The sequence below is a fragment of the Microlunatus kandeliicorticis genome, assembly GCF_014137855.1.
Taxonomy (GTDB): domain Bacteria; phylum Actinomycetota; class Actinomycetes; order Propionibacteriales; family Propionibacteriaceae; genus Microlunatus; species Microlunatus kandeliicorticis.
Genome location: NZ_JACGWT010000005.1, coordinates 441,984 through 466,110, shown reverse-complemented (window position 1 = coordinate 466,110; position 24,127 = coordinate 441,984). Strand labels below are relative to the sequence as shown.

The 24,127-nt window shown below is 74.6% G+C and carries 17 protein-coding genes and 1 pseudogene; 12 read left to right on the top strand and 6 right to left on the bottom strand.

The features are described 5' to 3' along the window. The 4 genes and pseudogenes from FHX74_RS16760 to FHX74_RS16745 form a co-directional block, all read left to right on the top strand. Positions 1-2,062: pseudogene (locus FHX74_RS16760) on the top strand (chromosome segregation protein SMC); the annotation flags it as partial. A 169-nt stretch (positions 2,063-2,231) separates the two neighbouring features. Then, positions 2,232-2,495, top strand: coding sequence for a hypothetical protein (locus FHX74_RS16755; RefSeq protein WP_182561317.1), 264 nt, complete (start codon positions 2,232-2,234; stop codon positions 2,493-2,495). 68 nt (positions 2,496-2,563) lie between these two features. Then, positions 2,564-3,748: a signal recognition particle-docking protein FtsY gene (gene ftsY, locus FHX74_RS16750; RefSeq protein WP_328823878.1), complete on the top strand. Its 1,185-nt coding sequence runs from the start codon at positions 2,564-2,566 to the stop codon at positions 3,746-3,748. Between the two features lie 93 nt (positions 3,749-3,841). Beyond that, positions 3,842-5,056 (top strand): NAD(P)/FAD-dependent oxidoreductase, encoded by a 1,215-nt coding sequence (locus tag FHX74_RS16745; RefSeq protein ID WP_182561316.1) that lies wholly within the window; start codon positions 3,842-3,844, stop codon positions 5,054-5,056. 27 nt (positions 5,057-5,083) lie between these two features. Here FHX74_RS16745 and FHX74_RS16740 read toward each other — a convergent pair whose 3' ends face one another. Beyond that, positions 5,084-6,802: a cation:proton antiporter gene (locus FHX74_RS16740; RefSeq protein ID WP_182561315.1), complete on the bottom strand. Its 1,719-nt coding sequence runs from the start codon at positions 6,800-6,802 to the stop codon at positions 5,084-5,086. A 149-nt stretch (positions 6,803-6,951) separates the two neighbouring features. Between FHX74_RS16740 and FHX74_RS16735 the strand changes: the two genes are divergently transcribed. After that, positions 6,952-7,950, top strand: coding sequence for an acetamidase/formamidase family protein (locus FHX74_RS16735; RefSeq protein ID WP_182561314.1), 999 nt, complete (start codon positions 6,952-6,954; stop codon positions 7,948-7,950). A gap of 32 nt (positions 7,951-7,982) precedes the next feature. Here FHX74_RS16735 and FHX74_RS16730 read toward each other — a convergent pair whose 3' ends face one another. Next, the gene (locus FHX74_RS16730) at positions 7,983-8,480 is read right to left on the bottom strand and encodes a pyridoxamine 5'-phosphate oxidase family protein (RefSeq protein WP_182561313.1); all 498 of its coding nucleotides are present in this window, start codon (positions 8,478-8,480) and stop codon (positions 7,983-7,985) included. Between the two features lie 55 nt (positions 8,481-8,535). Here FHX74_RS16730 and FHX74_RS16725 point away from each other — a divergent pair, with 55 nt between their 5' ends. Beyond that, the gene (locus FHX74_RS16725; RefSeq protein WP_182561312.1) at positions 8,536-9,537 is read left to right on the top strand and encodes an aldo/keto reductase; all 1,002 of its coding nucleotides are present in this window, start codon (positions 8,536-8,538) and stop codon (positions 9,535-9,537) included. Between the two features lie 125 nt (positions 9,538-9,662). Here FHX74_RS16725 and FHX74_RS16720 read toward each other — a convergent pair whose 3' ends face one another. After that, positions 9,663-11,105, bottom strand: coding sequence for a CehA/McbA family metallohydrolase (locus FHX74_RS16720; RefSeq protein ID WP_182561311.1), 1,443 nt, complete (start codon positions 11,103-11,105; stop codon positions 9,663-9,665). Between the two features lie 107 nt (positions 11,106-11,212). On the opposite strand from FHX74_RS16720, the gene FHX74_RS16715 reads away from it, so the two are divergent. Beyond that, complete coding sequence (locus tag FHX74_RS16715; RefSeq protein ID WP_182561310.1) at positions 11,213-12,397, top strand: Gfo/Idh/MocA family protein; 1,185 nt, start codon at positions 11,213-11,215, stop codon at positions 12,395-12,397. A gap of 39 nt (positions 12,398-12,436) precedes the next feature. On the opposite strand, the gene FHX74_RS16710 is transcribed toward FHX74_RS16715, so the two are convergent. Beyond that, entirely contained in the window at positions 12,437-13,678 is a 1,242-nt protein-coding gene (locus tag FHX74_RS16710) for an FAD-dependent monooxygenase (RefSeq protein ID WP_182561309.1), read from the bottom strand. A gap of 70 nt (positions 13,679-13,748) precedes the next feature. Then, positions 13,749-14,261 (bottom strand): GNAT family N-acetyltransferase, encoded by a 513-nt coding sequence (locus FHX74_RS16705; RefSeq protein WP_182561308.1) that lies wholly within the window; start codon positions 14,259-14,261, stop codon positions 13,749-13,751. A gap of 103 nt (positions 14,262-14,364) precedes the next feature. On the opposite strand from FHX74_RS16705, the gene FHX74_RS20800 reads away from it, so the two are divergent. Then, complete coding sequence (locus FHX74_RS20800; RefSeq protein WP_182561307.1) at positions 14,365-17,649, top strand: DEAD/DEAH box helicase; 3,285 nt, start codon at positions 14,365-14,367, stop codon at positions 17,647-17,649. A 275-nt stretch (positions 17,650-17,924) separates the two neighbouring features. Here FHX74_RS20800 and FHX74_RS16695 read toward each other — a convergent pair whose 3' ends face one another. Further along, on the bottom strand, positions 17,925-18,476 hold the full coding sequence (locus FHX74_RS16695) for a PASTA domain-containing protein (RefSeq protein ID WP_182561306.1): 552 nt from the start codon (positions 18,474-18,476) through the stop codon (positions 17,925-17,927). A gap of 341 nt (positions 18,477-18,817) precedes the next feature. Here FHX74_RS16695 and FHX74_RS16690 point away from each other — a divergent pair, with 341 nt between their 5' ends. Genes FHX74_RS16690 through FHX74_RS21175 form a run of 4 tightly spaced genes read left to right on the top strand, consistent with a single transcriptional unit; the run spans position 18,818 to position 24,096 of the window. Next, positions 18,818-19,381: an RNA polymerase sigma factor gene (locus tag FHX74_RS16690; protein ID WP_220484067.1), complete on the top strand. Its 564-nt coding sequence runs from the start codon at positions 18,818-18,820 to the stop codon at positions 19,379-19,381. Between the two features lie 25 nt (positions 19,382-19,406). Beyond that, positions 19,407-19,904, top strand: coding sequence for a hypothetical protein (locus tag FHX74_RS16685; RefSeq protein WP_182561304.1), 498 nt, complete (start codon positions 19,407-19,409; stop codon positions 19,902-19,904). Between the two features lie 58 nt (positions 19,905-19,962). After that, positions 19,963-21,267, top strand: coding sequence for a S8 family peptidase (locus FHX74_RS16680; protein WP_182561303.1), 1,305 nt, complete (start codon positions 19,963-19,965; stop codon positions 21,265-21,267). Between the two features lie 6 nt (positions 21,268-21,273). After that, a complete protein-coding gene (locus FHX74_RS21175) occupies positions 21,274-24,096 on the top strand; it encodes a CHAT domain-containing protein (protein WP_182561302.1) in 2,823 nt (940 codons plus the stop codon). Positions 24,097-24,127: the final 31 nt, after the last annotated feature.

Below are 24,127 nucleotides of genomic sequence, written 5' to 3'. Positions count from 1 at the left end.
TCCGACCGGGTCCGACGCCGTCGCCGGGCTGGACGGGGCCGTGGCCGGCCTGCTGACCATCGGGGCCGGCTGGGAGGCCGCCGTGTCGGCCGCGCTCGGCTCGGCCGCCGACGCGCTGGTCGCCGACTCGGCCGCCACCGCCGTCGAGGCGTTCGGCGTGCTCAAGCGTGACGACCTCGGCCGGGCCGGTTTGCTGCTCGCGGGCGCCCCGGACCCGGTCGCCCCGGTCGCCCGGGACGCGCTGCCCGGCGGGGCGCACTGGGCCGTCGACCTGGTCCAGGGGCCGGACCGGCTGCGTCCGGCGCTCGACCGGCTGCTCGACGGGGTGGTGCTGGTCGAGGACCTCGACGCGGCCCGCGCCCTGGTCGAGCAGCGTCCCGAGCTGACCGCGGTCACCCGGGACGCCGACCTGCTCTCCGCCCACCTGGCCGCCGGCGGCTCGACCGCCCAGCCCAGCCTGATCGAGGTGCAGGCTGCCGTCGACGACGCCGAGGCCCGGCTGGCCGAGGCGTCGGCCGCCTGCGAACGGTTCCGGTTCGCCGAGGCCGAGCTGGTCACCGAGCGCACCGGGGCCGCCGAGCGGGTCGAGCACACCCTCGAGCGGCTGCACGAGTCCGACGCGCGGATGGCCGCGGTCGCCGAGCAGCTCGGCCAGCTCAACACCAGCGCCCGCGCCTCGCGCGACGAGGCCGACCGGCTGGCCCGGGCGATCGGGGAGGCCGAGGCGGCCCGCGAACGCGACATCGCCGGGCTCGCCGAGCTCGAGGAGCGGCTGGCCGCCGCCTCGACCGAGACCACCGAGGAACCCGACCCGACGCTGCGGGACCGGCTCGCCGAGGAGGCCCGGCTGGCCCGGGCCGCCGAGATGGACGCCCGGCTCGCGCTGCGCACCGGCGAGGAACGGGTCCGCGCGCTGGCCGGCCGGGCCGACTCGCTGCGCAAGGCCGCCGCGCACGAGCGGCAGGCCCAGGCCCGGGCCCGGGCCCGTCGGCTGCGGATGCTGGCCGAGGCCGAGGTGGCCCGTGCGGTGCTGGTCGGCGCCGAGCACCTGGCCCGGCTGACCGAGGCCTCGATCGCGGCCGCCGAGACCGAGCGACGGCAGGCCGAGCAGGCCCGGTCGGAGGCCGACCAGGCGCTGGCCGCGGCCCGCCGGTCGGCCCGCGAGCTGGCCGGCGAGCTGGAGAAGCTGGTCGACAGCGTGCACCGCGACGAGATGGCCCGCACCGAGCAGCGGATGCGGATCGAGACACTGGCCGCCAAGGCGATGGACGACCTCGGGCTCGACGCCGGGACGCTGACCCGCGACTACGGGCCCGACCAGCCGATCCCGGTGCTGACCCGCGAGGACGGCACGGCGATCGGCGAGGACGACGAACGCCCCGAGCCGGTGCCGTTCGTCCGGGACGAGCAGCTCAAGCGGCTCCGTCGGGCCGAGCGCAACCTCGGCGTGCTGGGCAAGGTCAACCCGCTGGCGCTCGAGGAGTTCGCGGCGATGGAGGAGCGGCACGCCTTCCTGGCCGAGCAGCTCGACGACCTGCGCAGGACCCGGGCCGACCTGATGGAGATCATCACCGACGTCGACGCCCGGGTCGAGCAGGTCTTCGCCGAGGCCTACGCCGACGTCGAGCAGGCGTTCAACCGGGTGTTCAGCCGGCTGTTCCCCGGTGGCGAGGGCCGGCTGGTGCTGACCGAGCCCGGCTCGTGGCTCACCACCGGCGTCGACGTCGAGGCCCGCCCGGCGGGCAAGAAGGTCAAGCGGCTGTCGCTGCTCTCGGGCGGCGAGCGCTCGCTGGTCGCGGTGGCCTTCCTGGTCGCGCTGTTCATCGCCCGGCCGAGCCCGTTCTACATCCTCGACGAGGTCGAGGCCGCGCTCGACGACACCAACCTGGGCCGGCTGCTCGGCATCTACGAGGAGCTCCGGGCCAACAGCCAGCTGCTGGTGATCACCCACCAGAAGCGGACGATGGAGATCGCCGACGCGCTCTACGGGGTGACCATGCGAGGCGACGGCGTCTCGGCGGTGATCAGCCAGCGGATGACCGACGCCGAGTCGGTCGCCTGAGCCCGGTCGCTTCGGCGACGGGGCCTCACCGGACCACCGGGGCGGGGGCGGACGAGACCCAACTGTGACCGCGACACACAGTGTCCGCGGGCCGTATTCACACGGGCCTCTCAGATCCGGCTGTCAGGATGGCAGCGCAGTCCTTCCCCGTTTCGTCCGATTCACTGCAGTGCGAAAGGTCACCGAGGTGATCGTCTACCTGATCGCGATGCTCGTCGTCCTCGCCGTCGCCGCCGGCGTCGTCGGGATGGTCCTCGTCGGCATCGAGGGCCGCAAGCTCGAGCGCTACCCGCAGCTCGCCCACTTCCTCACCCGGGCCGCCGCGCACCTGAGCGGCGAGGCCGCCGAGACCCGCGGTCCGGCCTCCGCCCGCAGCACCACCGGGGCGCTCGAGGCGCGCCCGGTCGAGGTCCCGGTCCGCGAGCGCGTCTGAGCCGAACCCGTCGTCCGCCCGGTCACCGCGTGACCGGGCGTTCGTGCGTGCGTCCCTAGGATGACGCGGTGGACCTGACAACCCTGTACCTGATCATCGGCGGCGCGGTCGTCGTGGTGGCCGCCGTGGTCGTCGGGCTGGTGGTCGGCACCCGCCGTGGCGCCCTCGGCCGCGGCCGTCGGCAGCGCGAGCTCGACCGGGGTGGTCGTGCCGACACCGAGGCCGGCGACGGCTCGGGCGGGCCGACCGGCACGCTGGCCCCGGAGCGTCCGGCCGAGGACGAGGTCGTCGAGGCCGAGCTGGTCGAACCGACCGCCACCCTCGAACGTCCGGAGACCCCCGAGAGCCGTCTGGTCCGGCTCCGTCGCCGGCTCGCGGGCTCGCAGAACGCGTTCGGTCGCGGGCTGCTGACGCTGCTGTCGCGCGACCGGCTCGACGAGGACACCTGGGAGGAGTTCGAGAACGTCCTGCTCAGCTCCGACCTCGGAGTCAAGCCGACCATGGAACTGGTCGAGCGGCTCCGCGACCGGCTGCGCGTCGAGGGGGTGGCCGACGGCACCCGGGCCCGCGCCGTGCTCCGCGAGGAGCTGCTGGCGCTGGTGGACCCGACCATGGACCGCACGCTGGCCGTCGAGCGCGGCGAGCAGCCGGCGGTGGTGATGGTCGTCGGGGTCAACGGCACCGGCAAGACCACCACGGTCGGCAAGCTGGCCCGGGTGCTGGTGGCCGAGGACAAGGACGTGCTGCTCGGCGCCGCCGACACCTTCCGCGCCGCGGCCGCCGACCAACTCGAGACCTGGGGCGGCCGGGTCGGCGTCCCGGTGGTCCGCGGCGACGAGGGCGCCGACCCGGCCAGCGTGGCCTTCGAGTCGGTCCGCGCCGGGATCGAGGCCGAGGTCGACGTGGTGCTGATCGACACCGCCGGCCGGCTGCACACCAAGACCGGATTGATGGACGAGCTCGGCAAGGTCAAGCGGGTGGTCGAACGGCAGGCCCCGGTGACCGAGGTGCTGCTGGTGCTCGACGCGACGACCGGCCAGAACGGGCTGATCCAGGCCCGGATCTTCGCCGAGGTGGTGGCGATCACCGGGATCGTGCTGACCAAGCTCGACGGCTCGGCCAAGGGCGGCATCGTGGTCGCGGTCCAGCGCGAGCTCGGCGTCCCGGTCAAGCTGGTCGGCCTCGGCGAGGGCGTGGACGACCTGGCCCCGTTCGACGCGGCCACCTTCGTGGACGCCGTTCTCGACGCCTGAGCCGGGGAGCGGGTCCCGGCGGTCGCGCACGACCGGTGCGGGCACGACCGGTCCGCGCGCGTCCGGTCGTGCGCCGGGGGAGAACATAGGGCCATGACCGACCGCTACGACTACCTGATCATCGGCGGCGGGATGGCCGCCGACGCGGCCGCCCGCGGCATCCGCGAGCTCGACGACTCCGGCACCATCGGCATCCTCAGCGCCGACGCCGACCCGCCCTACCAGCGCCCGCCGCTGAGCAAGGACCTCTGGCAGGAGCCCGAGGAGGGTTCGGACGACACCGGCGGCCTGGACACCATCTGGCTCAACACCGCCGACGACACCGGCGCAGACGTCCGTCTCCGCACCGTGGTCACCGGGATCGACCGCGACGGCCGCCAGGTCTCCACTGAGTCGGGCGAGCTGGTCGGCTACGGCAAGCTGCTGCTTGCCACCGGCAGCCGGCCGAACCGGATCGAGGGGCTGCCCGAGGACGAGCGGGTGGTCTACTTCCGCAGCGCCCAGGACTACCAGCGGGTCCGTTCGCTGGCCGGCGCCGGCGAGCACGCCGTGGTCGTCGGCGGCGGCTACATCGCCACCGAGGTGGCCGCCGGGCTGAGCCGGACCGGCGCGAAGGTCAGCGTCGTGTTCACCCAGGACACCTTCGGCAGCAAGACCCTGCCCGCCGAGATCGCGAGCGGGGTGGAGCAGGACTACCGCGACCACGGCGTCACCCTGCACCCCGGCCGCCGGGTGACACGCGGCGTCGCGACCGACGAGAACCTGGTGCTCACCCTCGACGACGGCACCGACCTCGAGGCCGACGTGGTGGTGGTCGGAGTCGGCGCGGCCCCGGTGGTCGACCTGGCCGCCGACGCCGGGCTCGAGGTCGGCACCGGCGTAATCGTCGACGAGCACCTGCGGACCGCCGACCCGCTGATCTGGGCGGTCGGCGACGTCGCCGAGTACCCGGACCCGGTGCTCGGCCGCACCCGGGTCGAGCACGTCGACCAGGCGACCGAGTCGGGCAAGGCGGCCGGGCGGGCGATGGCCGGCGACGAGGCGGCCTACACCCACACGCCGTTCTTCTGGTCGGACCTGTACGACAACGGCTACGAGGCGATCGGGCGGCTCGACGGCAGCCTCGACACCCTGGTCGACTGGTCCGAGGACCACTCGGCCGCGGTCGTCTACTACCTCGAGAACGAGACCCCGACCGGCGTGCTGCTCTGGAACACCTGGGACTCGGTCGAGCAGGCGCAGCAGGTGCTGGCCGACCCGCCGGCCCGGCGCGAGGACCTGCTCGGCCGGATCACCCCGGGCGGCTAGTCCGCGGGCTCACCTCACCCGCGGCCGTCAGCTCAGCCGGCTGACGGTCCGGGTGGCGGTGGCCGCCTCGTCGTAGTCGAGCTGTTCGAGCAGGCTGCGGTAGAGGTCGTCGTCGAGCCGGCCGGCGTCGCGCTCCTCGGTGAGCGCGCGCCGCTGGGCGCCGACCATGTCGAGCCGGACCTTGCCGAAGGTGCCGGCGATCCGGGCCGCGGTCTCCGGGTCGCGGACGTCCTCGACCTCCTCGGTCTGCGCGCGGAGCCGCTGCCGGGCCTGCTGGGCCTGGCGCCAGCCGTCGGCGAACCGGGCCACCAGCGCGGGGTCGACGCCCTCGGTGTGGGTGCGGAAGCTGTCCTGCATGATCGCCCGCGCCGCCTCCCGCGCCACCTCCTCGGCGTGGGCGGTCTGGCGGCGTTCCTCTTCGTCCTCGGCCGAGGAGTCGAGCCGCAGCCGGCGGATCAGCAGCGGGAGCGTGGTGCCCTGCAGCAACAGCGTCCCCACCGCCACCACGAACGCGATCACCTGGAGGTCGGCCCGGCCGTCGACCCGGCCACCGGTCTCGGTCAGGACCGGGATGCCGGCCGCGGCGGCGAGCGTGACCACCCCGCGCATCCCGGTCCAGCTGATCACCAGGCCGTGCTTGAGCGGCAGCACCCGCGGCTCCGGGCGACGGCGCCCGCGGTCCCGGGCCCGTTGCCGGGCCCGGGCGGTCGCCGCACGGGCCCGGGCGTCGCGGGCCAGGTGCCACCGGTGGAGCCGGAGGGCCAGCACCAGCCGCAGGTGGTTGCCGAGCACCCAGACCGGCCGCACCGCGATCACCACGACCAGGATCAGCAGCGCGCTGAGCAGCACGGTGGACAGCCGGCTGCCGCCCGCGACGACGTCGGCGATCACGAACTTGAGCTGCAACCCCATGTAGGCGAACACGAAGGCCTCGAGCAGCACGTCGAGGCTGCGCCAGACGTAGCGCTCCTGCAGGCGCGCGGCGAACCCGGCCCGGTCGGACCGGTGCCCCATCACGAAGGCGGCGGTGACGACGGCGATCACCCCGGAGGCGTGCGCCTCCTCCGCGGCCAGGTAGGCGGCGAACGGCAGCACCAGACTGAGCACCGTCTCCAGCCCCGGGTTGTCGAGCCGTCGGCGGATCTGCAGGGTGATCACCGCCAGCAGCACCCCGACGGCCAGCCCGATCAGCACCGTCCAGCCGAAGAACAGCACGGGGTTCTCGATGAACGCGTGCCCGCCGGTGACCGCGGTCAGGGTGATGGTGAACATGGTCAGCGCGGCGGCGTCGTTGACCAGGCTCTCGCCGGTGAGGATGGTCATCACCCGCTTGGGCAGCCCGAGTCGGCGGCCGATCGCCGCCGCGGTGACCGCGTCCGGCGGGGCGACCACGGCGCCCAGCACCAGCCCGACCGACAGGGTGATCCCGGGGACCAGCCAGCCGGTCACCCCGCCGACCGCGAACGCGGTGACCAGCACCAGCCCGATCCCCAGACCGAGGATCGGCCGGAGGTTGCGGAGGAAGTTGATCAGCGAGAACTCGACCGCGGTGGAGTAGAGCAGCGGTGGCAGCACCACCGAGAGGATCACCTCGGGCGGGATCTCGAGCCGCGGCAGCCCGGGGACGAACGAGACCAGCGCGCCCACCGTCACCAGCACCAGCGGGGCCTGCAGACCGCGCTGGGCGGCGACCGAGCTGACCGCGATCGCGGCGATCACCACCAACAGCAGCTCGACGCCGAACACCCCTACCTCCTCGCTCGAGACCGCCTCAGCTTAGGGAGCCGACGGCGGCTGCCTACGATCACCGCGAGGGCCGCTCCGGCCTCCGCGGGGGTGGAACCCGCCGCACCACCGGGGACCCGCACCGCGGGTCGAACGTCGAGGGGACAGCCATGGACATCGTCGAGTTCGAGCCCGAGCAGTACGCGTTCACCTTCGGTGGCCGGCCGCCGCAGCTGCGGGTCGAGCCGGGGACCGCGGTCACGCTGACCACCGAGGACTGCTTCAGCGGCCGGGTGCGCAGCGTGGACGACCTGCCGAGCCGGGTCTGCGACCTGTCCACGATGAACCCGGTCACCGGGCCGATCGAGGTGATCGGGGCCGAACCCGGTGACCTGTTGGCGGTGCACTTCGCGGCGATCACGCCCACCCGGGACTGGGCGATGTCGAGCACCTTCCCGCACTTCGGCGCGCTCACCACCAGCCACCAGACGCCGATGCTGCACCCCGCGCTGGAGGAGCGGGTCTGGCGCTACGACGTCGACGTCGCCGCCGGCACGGTGACCTACCACGCCCGGGCCAGCGAGTTCGACGTCGTGCTGCCGCTCGACCCGATGCACGGCACCGTCGGTGTCGCGCCGGCCGGCGGCGAGGTGATCAGCACGCTGACCCCGGCCGCGCACGGCGGCAACCTCGACACCCCCGAGCTGCGCGCCGGGACCACGCTCTACCTGCCGGTCAACGTCCCGGGGGCGATGCTCTCGCTCGGCGACGGACACTGCCGGCAGGGCGAGAGCGAGATCTGCGGGGTCGCGGTGGAGGCCGCGATGCGGACCACGATCGTCGTCGACGTGGTCCCCGGCGCCGCACCGGACTGGCCGCGGCTGGAGAACGACGACTTCCTGATCACCACCGGCGCGGTCCGCGGGCTGACCGACGCCAACCGGATCGCCCAGTACGAGCTGATCGGCTGGCTGGCCGACCTCACCGGGCTGGACCGGCTCGACGCGCTCCAGCTGGTCAGCCAGACCGGGCTCGCGCCGGTCGGCAACATGGTGGACACGAACTTCACCATGATCGGCAAGCTGCCGGTCTCGGTGCTCGGCGGGCGTCGTCCGTACGACGGCGTGCACGCCCGGCTCCGGGCCGCCGCGGGACAGCTCGCCGGCTGACCCGCGGTGGCCCGAGCCGGTGCGTCAACCGGTCAGAGGTCGACCTTGCCGCTCTCGCCGATGTTCGGCTGACCACCGGTGGCCGCCGCCTTGGCGTACTTGAGCAGCGCCAGCGGCTTCGGGGTGTTGCTGGTCCAGTACTCCGCGGAGTCGGCGTGCACGGTCAGCACCGAGACCGCCGGGTCCTCGCGGCCCTGGTCGAACCACGCCTCGGCGGCGGTGTTCCACAGCTGGTCGATCAGCGCCGCGTCCTTCGAGACCGTGCCGGTCCCGGCCAGCGACAGCCAACCGTTGCCGGCCTCGACCGCGACGTTGACCTGCGGGTTGCTGCGGATCTGCTCGGTCTTCGGCGACGGGTCGGGGACCAGGAAGTAGACGTTGCCGTCGAACTCGTGTTCCTGCACCGCGAGCGGCCGACTCAGCAGCTGCCCCTCCGGACCCACCGTGGTGACCAGGGCGATCCTGGCCTTGTCCAGCAGCTCCGCGACCTTCTGCACGCCCTCGTCCTGGTTGTTCGGCTCATCGCTCATGCAGCGAGGTTAGCCACCGGGCCCGCGTCCGGACGCAGTGCGTAGGGTCGGGCCCATGGCGACGCTCCCCGAACGCATCCTCGGCGGCACCGGACGTCCGGTCTCGGTGATCGGTCTGGGTACCTGGCAGCTCGGCGGCGACTGGGGCGAGGTCGACGAGACCGACGCCCAGCGGCTGCTCGCGGCCGCGGTCGAGTCGGGGATCAGCGTCTTCGACACCGCCGACGTCTACGGCGACGGGCGCAGCGAGCAGCTGATCGGGCGGTTCCTGGCCGCCGGGACCACGCCGCCGGTGCTGGTGATGACCAAGATGGGTCGGCGTGCGCCGCTCGACCCGGCGGAGTACACGCTGGCGAACTTCCGCGCCTGGACCGACCGGTCGCGGCGCAACCTCAACGTCGAGCAGCTCGACCTGGTGCAGCTGCACTGCCCGCCGACCGCGGTCTACTCCGCCGACCAGACCTACGACGCGCTCGACACCCTGGTGGAGGAGGGCGTGATCGGCGCCTACGGCGTCAGCGTCGAGACCTGCGACGAGGCGCTCACCGCGATCGCCCGGCGCGGCACCGCGAGCGTCCAGATCATCCTCAACGCGTTCCGGCTCAAGCCACTCGACGACGTGCTGCCGGCCGCGCAGGCCGCCGGGGTGGGCATCGTGGCCCGGGTGCCGTTGGCCAGCGGGCTGCTCAGCGGCCGCTACACCGCCGAGACCACCTTCGCGCCCGAGGACCACCGCACCTACAACCGGCACGGCGAGGCCTTCGACGTCGGTGAGACGTTCTCCGGGGTCGACTACGAGACCGGGGTCGCCGCCGCGCAGGAGTTCGCCGCGCTGGTCGCCGAGCTGCCCGGCGACGTCACCCCGGCGCAGGCCGCGCTGGCCTGGGTGGTGCAGACGCCGGGCGTCACCACGGTGATCCCCGGAGCGCGCTCGGAGGAGCAGGTCCGCGCCAACGCGGCCGCCGGTGACCTCCCCGAGCTCCCGCAGGGCTTCCGCGACGGCGTGCAGGCGATCTACGACCGGCACCTCCGCGCGGCCATCCACCCGCGCTGGTGATCATGGAGCCCGACCCCGTGCCCTGAGCCCGACCCCGTGCCCTGAGCCTGTCGAAGGGCCCGCGCCCTGAGCCCGACCCCGTGCCCTGAGCCTGTCGAAGGGCGCCGGACCGAGGGTCACCCGGCTCAGCGCGGGTCGAGGAACACCGGGTTGGTGAGGGCGGCCATCGGCCCGTACGGGAGTTCGCGGGTCTCCAGCGTCCCCGGACCGACCTCGCCGTCGGCCCGCGGCCGCCGGACCTCGAGCCGGACGTAGCTGCTGACCGCGGCGGACGTCCGCCACGCCACGGTCGCCGTCCCGTCCGGGCCGAGCCGCTGTGCCAGCGCCTCGCCCTCGTCGGTGATCAGCCGCAGCACGCCGTCGGGGACGCACGCCACCTCGGCGCGGACGGTGACCGGGTCGGTCGGACCGACGGCCAGCCGTTCGCCGATGCCCGCCGTGCGCTCGCCGTCGGTGGCGGTCAGCCCGACCGCGACCTCGGCGGCGTCGGCGATCCAGCAGCGGCCGGCCGCCAGTCCGGCCAGCACCGCCCGCCGGCTCAGGGCCTCCGCCCACACCACGGTCTGCGGCAGCCCGACGACGTCCGGGTCGCTGTGCGCGTCGCTGTCGCCGACCGCGGGTCGCCAGCGTCCGTCCGGGCGGACCAGCTGGGCGTCCCAGCTCTCCAGCGCGGCCTCGTCGTCGAGCGTCCAGACGCCGTTCCAGACCTCGATCAGGTCGACGGGGTCCCAGCCGAACTTCCACCGTCCGGCGACGATCGGGGAGTGCGGGTGGGCGGCCACGGCCAGCCCGCCGTGATCACGGATCCGCTGCACCGTTGCGCCGATCGCGTGGTCCCGGGCGCGGAACCGCCAGTCGATCCAGGTGCCCGGGTCGATCCCGGCGGCCAGCAGGTGACCGTTCCGGGTGGTCACCTCCTCGCCGACCATGATCAACAGGTCGTCGCCGGCCAGCGGACCCCAGACCGGGTGGGCGGCCGGGGTGTTGTGCTCGGTCGAGATGATCCAGTCCAGCCCGGCCGCGCGGGCCAGTGCGGCGATCTCGGCCGGGGGGCGGCGGCCGTCGGAGTAGACCGAGTGCAGGTGGCCGTCGCCGCGGTACCAGCCGGGTCCGCGGCCGGGCACCGACTCGGCCGGGTAGGCCGGCGCCGGGGTGGGCGCCGTCGGCCCGAAACGGGCCTCGACCTCGATCCGGGCCTCGAAACCGCCCGCGGAGACCTGGTAGGGCGCCAGCAGCAGCTGCCAGGTCCCGGCGGGCAACGGACCGGGCAGGTAACCCGGCGTCGCGGTGTCACCGGCCAGGGTGAAGCCGGTCCGGGCCCCGCCGGACCAGCCGCGGAACCGTTCCGGGTCGAGGACCCCGAGGTCGCAGGCGTTCCCGGCCCGGCCGGCCGGCACCTTCACCCGCGGGTAGTCGTAGCGGACGGTCAGCGCGGCGACGCCGTCGGGCAGCGCCAGCGGCACCGGCACCCAGTCCGGAGCCCCGGGCGCGAACCGGACGGACGTCGACCCGGTCGCCACGGAGGCGCCGGGCTCGCGGTGCAGGCGGATCGGCGGCAGGTCGGTCATCACCCGATTCTCGCGGTCGGACCGCGGGTGCTTGAATCGGTGCTGGTCTGGACCACCAGGTCCGTGCGCCACCCGACCAGCAGCAGCGACCAGGAACGAGAGTGATCATGACCAGCCGCGAACTGTCCGTCGGCGTCGTCGGGTTCGGCCAGCGGGCCGGTCTGTGGCGCTGGGCCCACCGTCCGGACGACGCCGAGCGGCCGAGCCGGGTCACCGCGGTCTGCGACGTCAGCGACCGCGGCCGCCGCGACGCGGCGGAGGCCCTGCCCGAGGCGCGGATCACCGGTGACCTCGACGAGCTGCTCGGCTCGGGGATCGACGCGGTGTTGATCACCGCCCCCGACGACGTGCACGCCCCGATCGCGCTGGCTGCGCTGCGCGCCGGGGTGGCGGTGTTCTGCGAGAAGCCGCTGGCCATCACCATCGAGGACTGCGACGCGGTGCTGGCCACGGCCCGCGAGACCGGGACCCGGCTCTACGTCGGGCACAACATGCGGCACATGCCGGCGATCACCCAGATGCGCGACCTGATCACCGCCGGCCGGATCGGCGAGGTCAAGGTCATCTGGTGCCGGCACTTCGTCGGCAACGGTGGCGACTTCTACTTCAAGGACTGGCACGCCGACCGGCGTCGGTCCACCGGGCTGCTGCTGCAGAAGGGCGCCCACGACATCGACGTCATCCACTGGCTGGCCGGTGGCTACAGCGACCGGGTGTCGGCCATCGGCGACCTGATGGTCTACGGCGACATCACCGACCGTCGGGACCGCAGCGACGAGCGGATGACCGAGTGGCTCGACCTGGCCAACTGGCCGCCGGCCACGCTCCGGGGCCTCAACCCGGTCGTCGACGTCGAGGACGTCTCGATGATGCAGATGCGGCTCGACAACGGGGTGCTGGCCTCCTACCAGCAGTGCCACTTCACCCCGGACTACTGGCGCAACTACACCGTGATCGGCACCGAGGGCCGGCTGGAGAACATCGGCGACGGACCCGGCGGCCGGATCGAGATCTGGGACCGCCGGCACGACGGCTACGAGCCGGCCGACGAGACGGTGACCATCGAGGAGCGCGAGGGCGGGCACGGAGGTGCCGACCCGGTGCTGATCGCGGAGTTCCTCCGGTTCGCGGCCGAGGGCGGCCCGACCCAGACCTCGCCGATCGCCGCCCGGCAGGCGGTCGCGGCCGGCTGCGTGGCCACCGAGTCGCTGCGGACCGACGGCTCGACCCGGCCGGTGCCGCCGCTCGACCCCGAGCTGATCGCCTACTTCGACCGCGGTCAGGTCGCCTGAGCGCTCGCCGGACCGACGCCGGCCAGGCGTCGGGGCGCCTCAGCCGAACGGGGGGAGCGGCTGGTCCGCCTGCGGACCCGAACCCAGCAGCCGGCCGACCTTCCGCCCGGGCCGGGTGCCGGCCAGCGTGGTGGCGCCGCGGAGCAGGCTGACACCGAGCCGGGAGTGCGGGTAGGCGAGCCGCGGCACCCCGGGCGGCAGCTTCTGCACCTGGTCGACGAACGGCCGCATCCACTGCTCGTAACCGGACAGCGCGCGGTCCAGCCCGGCCGACGTGCCGTCCCACCGGGACAGCGCGGCCCCGAGCACGTAACCGCCGACCAGGGCCAGGGTGGCCCCGCCACCGGCCAGCGGGGTCACCGACCAGGCGGCGTCGCCGGTGATCACCACCCGGCCACGGGCGTAGTGCGGCAGCCGGATCTGTTCCAGGAAGTCGACGTAGAGGTCGTCGGTGTCGGCGTACCCGTCGAGGATCCGCGGGACCTGCCAGCCGACGTCGGCGAAGGTCTGCTGCAGCGAGGAGACCACCGCGTCGTGGTCGGCGGTCTCCAGCCCGGTCGAGTCCGACAGGTAGGCCAGGGTGGCGCGGACGGTGCCGCGGTTGTCCGGTCGCAGGGTGGCCTGACGGCTGCCGGGTGCGGTGTACCAGCGCCACCAGCGGTCGTCGTCGTCGGTCCGCGGGATGGTGCCGTAGGCCAGGTAGAGCCCGAGCGGGTCGTGGACGACGTCGTCCATGATCAGGTCACGGGTGCTCGACCGGACGCCCTCGGCCACCACCAGCAGATCGGCGCTCTCCCGGCCGCCGCCGGCCAGGTCGACCTCGACACCGTCGGCGGTCTCGCGGACCGCGGTGATCCGGTCGCCGTAGAGCCAGCGGACCTCAGCGGGCAGGGTGTCGGCGACCAACGTGGCCAGGTCGCCGCGGAGGATCTCGAGCTCGGCGGTCAGCCCGTCGCCCTCGCCCGGGACGGTCGGGAACTCGCCGACCGGACGGTCGTGCTCGTCGACGAAACGGGTGCCGACCTCGGTGGTGGTGCGGGCGCGGACCGCCTCGGTCAGCCCCATCCGGTCGAGCACCTCGCGACCGCTGCCGCGGACGTCGATGTTCTGTCCGCCGGCGCGGAAGCCGGTCGCGCGCTCCAGGATCGTCACCCGCCAGCCGAGCCGGTGCAGCCAGAACGCGGTGGCGGTGCCGGCGATGCTGGCCCCGCTGACCAGCGCGTGCGGGGGGCGCTCGGTCCGGTCGAGGTCGGACGGTCGGTGATCATGGTCCGGGCTCACGCGGTCTCCCATCGACGGGGCCGGGGCGCCGGCCGTCGTCAGCCTAGGCGGGCTCGACGCACCGGTCGGCTCACCGGTCCGAGCCGAGCGGCTTGCCGAGGTGGACGGCCCCGGACGAGGCCGCGTAGTAGCCGAAACGGGGGACCGGACGGTAGCCGCAGGCGGCGTACAGCCCGAGCGCCGCGGTCTGCACCCGGCCCGCCTCGAGCACCATCAGGTCGTGCCCGTGCGCGGCGGCCCGGCGCTCGAGCTCGGTGAGCAGGGTGCGGGCGTGGCCGCGACCCCGGTGCTCGGCGCGGACGAACATCCGGCGCAGCTCGGCGGGCCGGGCACCCGTGATCGGGAAGGGCTCGGTCCAGGCCCGCCAGCCGCCCATCGCCACCGCGAGCTCGCCGCCGGGCCGGCCGGCGTCCGGCTGGAACCCCACCAGGAACTCACCGTGCGGCGGGACGAACTCGTCCGCATCGATCGGGTTGTCGTCGGTCCCGCCGTAGATCTCGGTGTACCAGGCCTGCACCAGCGCGGTCAGCTCGACCGCGGCCGGGGCGTCGTAGCGGGTGGGGCGGAGCAGCAGCGGCGACATCGCGGCCACCGTCTCACAGCGGGTCCGACAGGTCGTGACCGGCGCGGCCCGCCGCCGTCCGCGACCCGGCCGGGCTGTCGGTGGCCGGCACTAGTCTCGAAGGGTGAACCTCAGCTACGCACTCAGCGACGCTTTCGTCGCGCGGTGCGTGGGTCACGAGGCGCTCGCCCGCGGCTTCGTCTACGCCCAGCAGGGCGCGGTGGACGGGCTCGCGTACGACCGCGAGCGACACCTGCTGACCGGCTCGGTCACCGGCTCGGTGGAGAAGCCGTACGCGGTCGAGGTGGACGTCAACCTGACCGGCAAGGGCCTGCACTACGGCACCTGCTCCTGCTACATCGGGCAGAACTGCAAGCACGTGGCCGCGGTGCTGCTGCGGTTCCGGATGGTGCTCGCCGAGTCCCGGCCGCGACCGGAACCCGCCGCGCCGGCCGCGGTCCGCCCGGCCTGGGAACGCAGCCTGGAGCAGCTGTCCGCGTTCCGCACCACCACCCCGGTGGTCCGCGACGACCTGGCGCTGCGGGTCGAGGCGACCGACCGCGGCCCCGACCGCCCGCTGCGGCTGCGCTGCCGCCCGGTACGGCGCGGGCCGAGCGGGAACTGGGTGCAGGACGGCATCTCGTGGAGCCTGCTCGAGTACGACTGGGACTCCCGCCACGACCCGGGTCAGCGGGACCTGCTGGTCCAGCTCTCGCGGCTCGGCCGGGCCGCCGACCGCTACACCTACTACGGCCGCGGCGACTGGGTCGAGCTCTCGGACTCCACCCGGTCGGTCTGGGCGGTGCTGGCCGAGCTCCGCGAAGCCGGCGTGTCGCTGGTCCCGGCCGGCGGCCGGAAGAACGCCACCGTCGCGCTGGTCGACGAACCGGCCGAGCTCAGCCTCGACCTTCGGACGATCACCCTCGACGGCGACGTCGAACTCGCCCCGCTGGTCCGGATCGACGGGGTCGAACAGGGCTGGCAGCGGCTCGGCCTGGTCGGCCACCCCGCCCACGGCGCCGCCCTTGAGGACGAGCGCGGCTCGCTCCGGCTGGTCGCCTTCACCGACGGGCTCGACGCCGCCCTCCAGGAGTGGCTGGAGCAACAGGGGTCGCTGCGGGTGCCCGGCACCGATCGCGACCGGCTGCTGACCGAGTACGTCCCGCGGCTGGGCCGGCGGGTACCGCTGACCAGCCACGACCGTTCGGTGCCGCTGCCCGAGCTGCCGGCGCCCCGGATCGGCCTCGAGCTCCGGCACGGGGCGGCGGGCGAGGTGCGGCTCGGGTGGTCGGTGGTCTACCGGGTGGGTGAGGTGGTGCACCGGCTCGACCCGGTCGACCGCGCCGACGGCACGACGCTCCGTGACCTGCCGGCGGAGACCCGGGGCTGGCACCGGGTGGCCGAGGAGACCGGGCTGTTCGAGCACTGGCCCAGGCTGCTCAACCGGCGCGGCCACCCCGAGCCGCGTCCGGACGCCACCCTGCACGGGCTCGACGGCGCCCGGTTCTGCGCCGAGACGCTGCCCGCGCTGGTCGCCGCCGGGGTCGAGGTCAGCCAGCTCGGGCCGGAGCGCGACTACCGGCGCAGTGACTCGGCGCCGGTGATCGAGTTCAGCACCGTGGAGATCGAGGACGGCGGCGCGGCCTCCGACTGGTTCGACTTGGTGGTCGACGTGAAGATCGACGGCGAGCTGGTGCCCTTCGACCTGCTGTTCACCGCGCTGGCCCGCGGTGATGATCACCTCATCCTCGAAACCGGGGTGTTCTTCAGCCTCGACCGCCCCGAGTTCGCCGAGCTGGCCACGCTGATCGACGAGGCCCGGGCGCTGCAGGACCGCGAGCGCCGCGGGCTGCGGATCAACGTCAGCCAGCAGAGCCTGTGGGACGACCTGGTGGCCTGCGGCACGGTCGGGGCGCAGGCCGAGCGGTGGCGGCAGGCGTTGCGCAGCCTCGAGGCCGCCGGCGGCGCGAGCGATCTGCCGCCGGTCCCCTCCGGGCTCAAGGCGGAGCTGCGGGGCTACCAGCGCGACGGCTTCGGCTGGCTCTGGGGACTGTGGAACGCCGGGGTCGGCGGGATCCTGGCCGACGACATGGGCCTCGGCAAGACGGTGCAGGCGCTGGCCCTAGTCTGCGCCGTGCACGAGGCCAGCCGGGAGAGCCGACCGCCGTTCCTGGTGGTGGCCCCGACCAGCGTGGTGCCCAACTGGGCGGCCGAGGCGGCCCGGTTCACCCCGGGGCTGCGGGTGGTGACCATCGAGTCCTCGACCCGCAAGAGCCGGCGCGAGCTGGCCGAGACGGTGGCCGAGGCCGACTTGGTGATCACCACCTACACGCTGCTGCGTATCGACGCCGAGCACTACGCGGCGCTCGACTGGTCGGGGATGGTGCTCGACGAGGCGCAGTTCGTGAAGAACCATCAGGCCAAGACCTACGCCGCGATCCGCCGGCTCGGGGTCGAATTCACGGTGGCGATCACCGGCACGCCGCTCGAGAACAGCCTGATGGACCTGTGGTCGATGCTGTCGCTCACCGCACCCGGGATGTTCCCGAGCCCGAACCGGTTCGCCGAGTTCTACCGGACACCGATCGAGCGCGGCGACAACGCCGAGCGGGTCGAACGGCTGGCGCGGCTGCGGCACCGGGTGGCCCCGGTGATGCTGCGGCGCACCAAGGAGCTGGTGGCCGCCGAGCTGCCGGCCAAGCAGGAGCAGACGCTCGAGCTGGCGCTGCACCCGCGGCACGCGCGGATCTATTCGACCCACCTGCAGCGCGAACGGCAGAAGGTGCTCGGGCTGATCGAGGACCTCGAGGAGAACCGGTTCTCCATCCTCGCCTCGCTGACCCTGCTGCGGCAGCTCAGCCTCGACGCCGCGCTGGTCGACGACCTGCACGACGGGGTGCCGTCGAGCAAGATCGACCTGCTGCTCGAGATGCTCCCGGAGCTGTTGGGGGAGGGGCACCGGGCGCTGGTGTTCAGCCAGTTCACCGGTTTCCTGCAGCGAATCGCCGACCGGCTCGACGCCGAGGGGGTCGCCTACAGCTACCTCGACGGCAGCACCCGGAACCGGGCGGCGGTGATCGAGGAGTTCACGTCCGGCCGGACCGGGGTGTTCCTGATCAGCCTCAAGGCCGGTGGGTTCGGACTCAACCTCACCGAGGCCGACTACTGCTTCGTCTGTGACCCCTGGTGGAACCCGGCCGCCGAGGCCCAGGCCGTCGACCGCGCCCACCGGATCGGCCAGACTCGCCCGGTGATGGTCTACCGGCTGGTCAGCCAGGACACCATCGAGCACAAGGTGATGGAGCTCAAGGCCCGCAAGGCCGACCTGTTCCGCGCGGTGATGGACGCCGACGGTCTCCCCGCCGGCGCCCTCGACGGCGACGACATCCGCGCCCTTCTCGACGCCTGACGCGGACGCGCGCTGAGCGTGTCGAAGCGCGTGTTGGCGTGGGACGTGCGCTGAGCCTGTCGAAGCGCGGGCTGCCCAGGACGTGCGCTGCGCCTGTCGGAGCGCGTGTTGGCGTCGGTCGTGCGCCGGGCTTGTCGAAGCGCGTGTTGGCGTCGGTCGTGCGCTGAGCTTGTCGAAGCGCGTGGATCGGGCGCGAGTGCCCTTCGACAGGCTCAGGGCACGGGGTGCGGTTCAGGGCACGGGCACGAGGTGTGGCTCGGGGCACGCGGTGCGGCTCAGGACACCGGGGCGGGAGCCGAGGACACCGTGATCGCCGAACCGCGCGCGACCGAGGAGCCCGGTGCGGGTTGCTGCTCGGCGATCACGGCGTCGTCGGGAACACCCGGGGCGAGCGTCAGCACCAGCGGGGAGGCGGCGAGCAGCGTCTTCGCCGTCGCCACCGTCGACCCGCGGAGCTCGGGCACCCACGCGGCCGAACCCGTCGTCGCTCCCAGGATGTCCTTGCGCGCCTGGTCCGAGGCGCGCGAGGCGAAGTAGAAGGCGGTGGCCGTCCCCGAGCTGGCCAGCAGCCCACCGACCAACGTGTTGCGCAGGGTCGCGTCGGTCAGCCCGAACGAGACCGCGCCGAAGAGCACCAGCGCCCCGACCAGCGTCATGAACACCGTGCTGCGGATCAGGCTGGCGGCGCCGTCGCGTTCGTTCCGCGGCTTCGGGTCGAGCAGCACGCGGCCGAGCACCACCACGGCTCCCGAGACCATCACCAGCCCGAGTGCCGCGCCCACCAGCCAGAGCGTCTGCTGGCCCCCGAGCTTGTCCACCGCGTCCATGTCGACCTCCCGATCCGACGTGCCTTGTCGGCCCTGCTGCTGGGTCGGACCGGCCGACAGCCCCGCTGATACGTCGAGGCCCCCAACCCCGCTCGGGTCAACCGATCACCCCTGATCCCAGGCCGGGGTGGGAAATGTCCTGCCTCTCAGGTTCTGGTCAGCGGGCCGATGGGCGCGGGATCATGACCAGCGAACACGCTCCGTCACCGCCGGGACCGGGAGAAAACTCCGCGCGAGGTATCAGCCGGGACCGACGGCGATCTGTGGTGGTGAGCGGCCGACCGGGCGCTCGCCACCTGCCCCCGTCGACCAGGAGCCCGCCCGTGGACGAGCACAGCCCCGTGAGCACGCTGGTGAGCGCAGCGCTGGCCGGCGACCGCTGCGCCTGGGACGATCTGGTCAGCCGCTACACCCCGCTCGTGCTCTCGGTCACCCACCGGTACCGGCTCAACCCGCCGGACGCCGCCGACGTCGCCCAGACGGTCTGGCTGCGGCTGCTCCAGCACCTGGGGGAGCTCCGCGAACCGAACGCGCTGCCCGGCTGGATCGTCACCACCACGCGGAACGAGTGCCTGCGCACGCTCGGCGCCCGGGACCGGCTGCGCGCCGTCGACCCGTTCACCGACCACCGGCTCGAGACCGCCGACCGCGACGAGCCGGACGTCGACGAGCGGTTGCTCCGGCTCGAACGGCACGAGGCATTGCTGGCCGGGTTCGCCGAGCTGCCGGCCCGGCAGCGCGAGCTGCTGCTGCTCCTGCTGGCCGATCCGCCGTGGAGCTACGCCGAGATCGGCTCCCGGCTCGGGATGCCGGTCGGGGCGATCGGTCCCACCCGGGCCCGCGCGCTCGACCGCCTCCGGCGCACCCCCGCGCTGGTGGCGCTGCTCCAGGACGACCGGGCCTAGGACCGGGACAGGAAGGCTGATGATCATGGCCCACACCGATCCAGCACCGCTGGGTGACGACGACGAGCTGTTCGCCGCGCTCGCCGACGCGCTGGCCACCGCCCGACACCCGCAGAGCCGGCTCATCGTCGCGAACGCCTCCGACGCGTTCGGGCTGGCCCGGCTCGAGGACGAGGTGGCCGCGCTGGTCTACGACTCACTGCTCGAGCCGTCCGCTGGTGGGGCGCGCGCCGCCGAGGGCTCGCGCTTCGTGGTCTTCGAGACCGAGACGCTGTCGATCGAGATCGAGATCGTCGGTGACGTCGCGGTCGGCCAGATCGCCCCGCCCGGGGACTTCGCGATCACCGTCGAACGTCCGGGGGAGGAGTGGCTGACCCTGCAGACCGACGAGCTCGGTTGCTTCAGCTTCGACCTGCCGCGGACCGAGCCAGGCGGCCGCCGGGCACCGCTGCGCTTCCGGGTCAGCCACAACCGGACGATCACCTTCACCGAGTGGACCAGTCTGCCGCCGCACCACCCGTGACCGAGCCGCCGCCCACGACCACCACCTCCGCCGCCCCGCCCAGAGAAACGAGGACGCCGTGACCCGACCACCGGCGAGAACGGATCACGACAGCGCCGAGCCGAGCCCGGATGACCTGGCGGGCACCGGCTACCGGGGCGACGAACTGGTCGTCGGGGCCGGCCACCTGCCCCTGGTGCTCGGCCTCCTCGACGGACTCGGCGTGGCGACCGCGCCGCCCGACGTCGACGACGTCCTCGACCTGGCCCGGGTCCGGCTCCGGCGTCCGACCGCCGAGGCGGCGGACGCCGTGCTCACCCGGTGTGCGGACCGGCACGCCGGCGACCCGGATGCTTGGCGGGACGGCTGCCCGGGCGCCGACCGCCCGCTCGACCGGTTGCTCTGGGGCCTGCGCCACCTCACCGGTCACGACCACGGTGGGTGGACGCCGACGCTGGGCAAGAACCGGCTGATGGGGCGCGTCCACGGGGTCGGCGAGATCATCCACGGCAGCGCCGGCGACCCGTCTGCCGTGGGGGACTGGACGGCGCCGACCCGGCGTCCCGGCGGGCCCGGCCAGGGCGTCCGCGTCGGTGTGCTCGACACCGGCCTCTATCCGCAGCCCTTCCTGGCCGGCGGCTGGCGGGCGCGGTTCTCCGACCTGCTCGGCGCGGAGGGCGCCGGGTACGCCGACGGTCACGCCACCTTCGTCACCGGGCTGGTGCTGGCCCAGGCTCCGGCCGCCACCGTCGAGGTCCGCGGCGCGCTGCGCGGTCCCGACGGCTCCGCCGACACCTGGACCGTGGCCACCGAGGCGGTGCGGTTCGCCCGCAGCGGCATCGACGTGCTCAACCTGTCGCTGGCCTGCTACACCGAGGACGGCCAGCCTCCGCTGCTGATCGCCCGGGCGATCGAACGGCTGAGCGCCCAGCTCGTGGTCGTCGCCGCGGCCGGCAATCACGGTGCGCTGCCCGGGGACGTCGCCGGGGTGCCGGTGCGGTCGTTGCCGGCCTTCCCGGCCGCGCTCGACGGCGTGCTGGCGGTCGGCGCGGGCGACGCCGAGGGTCGGCGGGCGCCGTTCTCACCCGACCAGCCGTGGGTGGACGTGCTGGCACCCGGGGTCGACGTCCGCAGCACCTACCTGCGGGTGGTCGCCGGTGGGTCCGCTCCGGCCTTCGACGGCTGGGCGCGCTGGAGCGGGACGTCCTTCGCGGCGGCGCTGGTCACCGGCGCGATCGCCGCGGGCACCGACCCGGGGCGGGTCAGTGCCCGGGAGGCCCTGGCCGATTTCCGCGCCGCGCTGGCCCGGCTCGGGGGCACCCCCACCGTCGCCGCCGACGGCCGGGTCCCGGCGCCCCCGTTCGTCCCGCTGGCCGCCTGGTAGCCGCCGGTGCCCGACCTCGTCGGCCGCGCCGCCGCGACGCCGGTCCCCGCGAGGGACGGCGCCGCGGGTGCGGACGCGCTCGCGCGGGAGGCGCTCCGGCTGGCGCTGTCCGATCCGGCCGCCGCCACCGCGCTCGCCGACCGGGCGCTGGCCGCGCTCGGTGACCATGATCATGCCGCCGATGATCATGACGCTGATGATCATGACGCTGATGATCGTGTCCGCGACGGCCACGGGACACGCCGGCGCCACGGCGTGGCCAGTCGGGCCCACCGGGCCGCCGGTGTCGCCGCGCTGCAGCTCCGTCGGTTGGAGGAGGCCGAACGCCGGTTGCGGGCCGCGGTGGCCGAGGCCCGGGCGGCCGACGACGCTGCCCTGGCCGGGGAGGCGCGGATGAGCCTGGCCTCGACGCTGATGCTGCGTGGACGTCCGGACGAGGCCAGCGCGGCCATCGGCGCCGCCCTCGCCGACCTCGGCCCGGTCGACCCGGTGGCCGCGGCCCGGGCCCGGACCCAGCGTGCGGCGCTCGCCCAGGAGCTCGGCCACCTCGACGAGGCCCTCGCCGACCTGCGGCTGGCCCTCCCGGTGCTGCGGCGCGCCGGGGACGCCCAGTGGGAGGCGCAGGCGCTGTCCAATCGGAGCCTGATGCTCACCGCCCGCCGGCAGTTCGCCGCGGCCGAGGCGGACCTGGTCCGGGCCCGCGCGCTGTGCCTGGAGGCCGGGCTGCTGTTGCAGAGCGGCTACATCGAGCAGAACCTCGGCTGCGTCCGGGCCGACCGCGGCGACGTCCCGGCCGCGCTCGCCCACTTCGACCGGGCCGCCGCGCGCTACCGCGAGCTCGGCGTCGAGGTCGGCTCGCTGTCCGTCGACCGGGCCAGGGCGCTGCTCGCGGTCCGGCTGGTCGGCGAGGGCCGGGCGGCCGCCGAGCAGGCCGTCGCCGTCTTCACCCGCCAGGGCCGCGCGCTCAACGTCCCCGAGGCCCAGCTGCTGACCTCGGCCGCCGCGCTGCTCGGCGACGACCCCGACGGAGCGGCCGCCGCCGCGCGGGCGGCGGTCGAGGCGTTCAGCCGGCTCGACCGGACCGAGTGGCGGGCCCTCGCCGTGGTGGCGCTGCTCCAGGCCGGGTACCGCCGGACCGCCCGCGCGACCGCCGAGCCCCGGGGAGAGGCCCCCGACCAGGCGGCGCGGGCCTCCCTGCTCGACCGGCTGACCGAGGGCGCGGCCGAGGCCGAGCGGGTCGGCTGGCTGGTGCCGGCGCAGGAGCTCCGGCTGCTGGCCGCGCGGCTCGCCCTCGACCTCGGGCGGGTCGAGATCGCCGAGGTCGCGCTGGCCCGGACCGCCAGGGTCCGGCGCGGGATGCCGGCCGACGTCCGGGCCCGGGCGTGGCTCGGCGAGGCGCTGCTGCGACGCTCGCAGGGGTCGAGGCTCGGGGCCCGGGCCGCGCTCCGCGCCGGCCTGCGGGTGCTCGAGGAGTTCGGCGCCACGCTGGGGGCCAGCGAGCTCCGGGCGCACGCCTCGGTGCACCGCGGGGCGCTGGCGCGACTCGGGGTGGCGATGGCGCTCGAGGACCGCGACGCCCGTGGCGTGCACACCTGGAGCGAGCACGGCCGCACCCGCGCGCTCGAGCTGCGGCCGGCCCGACCGCCCGCCGACCCGGAGCTGGCCACCGAGCTCCAGGACCTCCGGACCACCGTGGCCGAGCTCGACCAGGCCCGCAGCGCCGGAGCCCCGACCGCGCGGCTGCTGGCCCGTCAGGTCGAGCTCGAGCACGCGATCCGGGACCGCACCCGCCGGCTCGCCCCCGGCGACGGTCTGCGGTGGCGGCGTCCGCCCGGCGTCGCCGAGCTGGCCGCCGCGCTGGGGGAGACCGCGCTGGTCGAGTACGTCGAGTCCGACGGGGTGCTGCACGCGGTCACCGTCACCGACGGAGTGGCCCGGCTCCGGACGCTCGGGTCGACCGAGACGCTCCACGACACCATGCGGCACCTGCCGTTCGCGCTGCACCGGATGGCCGATCCGGCCACCCCGGAACGGCAGCTGACCGCGGCCGCCCCGGTGGTCGACCGCGCGGCCCGGGTGCTCGACGCCCTGCTGCTGGCCCCGCTCGACCGGCTGCTCGGTGACCGGCCGCTGGTGCTGGTCCCGACCGGCTGGCTCCAGTCGGTGCCGTGGGCACTCCTGGCCCGCTCCCGCGGGCGACCGGTGGCGGTGACGCCGTCGACGGCGCTCTGGCAGGCGGCGGTCGAGCGCACGCCGGCGCCCGGGCCGGTGACGGTGGTGGCCGGGCCGCAGCTGCCCGGGGCCGTCCGGGAGGCCGCGCAGGTGGCTGCACTGCACCCGGGGGCCTGGCTGCTCACCGGGGCCGCCGCGGTGGCGGGCCGGGTCGCGCCCGCGCTCGACGGCGCCTCGCTGGCCCACCTGGCCGCGCACGGTCTGGTCCGGGCCGACAACCCGCAGTTCTCGGCGGTGCTGCTGGCCGACGGTCCGTACACCGTCCACGACCTCGACGCGCTGACCGCGACCCCGCACCACGTGGTGCTGGCGGCCTGCAACACCGCGCTCGCCCACACCACCGCCGGGCCGGAGATCCTCGGGCTCTCGGCGGCGCTGCTCACCCGGCAGACGGCCACGCTGGTCGCCCCGGTGGTCCCGGTCACCGACGCGGAGACGGTCGGGCTGATGACCGGCTACCACCGCCGGCTGCGGGCCGGCGCCTCGCCGGCCGCGGCGCTGGCCGCCGAGCAGCAGGCCCGGCTCGACGACGGGCCGCAGGCGCGGGCGACCGCGGCCGGGTTCGTCTGCCTCGGCGCCGGCCACCGTCCCGGCTGAGCGCCGACCGGCCGGGCCCGGTTCGGACGTC

Coding starts and splice junctions, on each gene's coding strand:
- FHX74_RS16745 (WP_182561316.1), top strand. CDS start 3,842: ATGACCGACCGCTACGACTACCTGATCATCGGCGGCGGGATGGCCGCC.
- FHX74_RS16735 (WP_182561314.1), top strand. CDS start 6,952: ATGGACATCGTCGAGTTCGAGCCCGAGCAGTACGCGTTCACCTTCGGT.
- FHX74_RS16730 (WP_182561313.1), bottom strand. CDS start 8,480: ATGAGCGATGAGCCGAACAACCAGGACGAGGGCGTGCAGAAGGTCGCG.
- FHX74_RS16725 (WP_182561312.1), top strand. CDS start 8,536: ATGGCGACGCTCCCCGAACGCATCCTCGGCGGCACCGGACGTCCGGTC.
- FHX74_RS16720 (WP_182561311.1), bottom strand. CDS start 11,105: ATGACCGACCTGCCGCCGATCCGCCTGCACCGCGAGCCCGGCGCCTCC.
- FHX74_RS16715 (WP_182561310.1), top strand. CDS start 11,213: ATGACCAGCCGCGAACTGTCCGTCGGCGTCGTCGGGTTCGGCCAGCGG.
- FHX74_RS16705 (WP_182561308.1), bottom strand. CDS start 14,261: ATGTCGCCGCTGCTGCTCCGCCCCACCCGCTACGACGCCCCGGCCGCG.
- FHX74_RS16695 (WP_182561306.1), bottom strand. CDS start 18,476: ATGGACGCGGTGGACAAGCTCGGGGGCCAGCAGACGCTCTGGCTGGTG.
- FHX74_RS16685 (WP_182561304.1), top strand. CDS start 19,407: ATGGCCCACACCGATCCAGCACCGCTGGGTGACGACGACGAGCTGTTC.